1 protein-coding gene is annotated in these 774 nt (G+C 46.8%); it reads left to right on the top strand.

What is annotated here, in order from left to right; all coding sequences use genetic code 11:
• On the top strand, window positions 1-774 hold a 774-nt coding region (locus tag V6259_RS19520; RefSeq protein WP_341585950.1), incomplete at both ends, for a hypothetical protein.

The following is a 774-nucleotide window of genomic DNA, read 5'->3' as shown; positions in this document are numbered from 1 at the left end:
CAGGTAAAGTGCTGGATACGGCCACTGGCTCTGATGTTACAAAAGACCAGCTAGACGGCATGCTGTACGACGGAAAAGCAACCTACGTTGATAAAAACGGGCAACTTCGCTATGCGGATGGGTCACCAGTTTTAGATGAAAATGGGGAATCTGTTTTTTACGATAAAGACAAAGGCTTCGTCACCAAAGATGGCAAGGTAGCCGCTTTAGGCAGCAAACTTACCACGGCAGATGGCAAATTGATCACAGCTGCAGGTAAAGTGCTGGATACGGCCACTGGCTCTGATGTTACAAAAGACCAGCTAGACGGCATGCTGTACGACGGAAAAGCAACCTACGTTGATAAAAACGGGCAACTTCGATATGCAGATGGGTCACCTGTTTTAGATGAAAATGGGGAATCTGTTTTTTACGATAAAGACAAAGGCTTCGTCACCAAAGATGGCAAGGTAGCGGCTTTAGGCAGCAAACTTACTACGGCGGATGGAAAATTGATCACAGCTGCAGGTAAAGTGCTGGATACGGCCACTGGCTCTGATGCTTCTGGATCTGATATTTCAAAAGACCAGCTAGACGGCATGCTGTACGACGGAAAAGCAACCTACGTTGATAAAAACGGGCAACTTCGCTATGCGGATGGGTCACCAGTTTTAGATGAAAATGGGGAATCTGTTTTTTACGATAAAGACAAAGGCTTCGTCACCAAAGATGGCAAGGTAGCGGCGTTAGGCAGCAAACTTACTACGGCGGATGGAAAATTGATCACAGCTGCAG

The organism is Marinomonas sp. TI.3.20, assembly GCF_038155025.1.
Taxonomy (GTDB): domain Bacteria; phylum Pseudomonadota; class Gammaproteobacteria; order Pseudomonadales; family Marinomonadaceae; genus Marinomonas; species Marinomonas flavescens.
The sequence above is the reverse complement of the archived record's forward strand: the minus strand, read 5'-3'. Positions and strand labels throughout refer to the sequence as shown.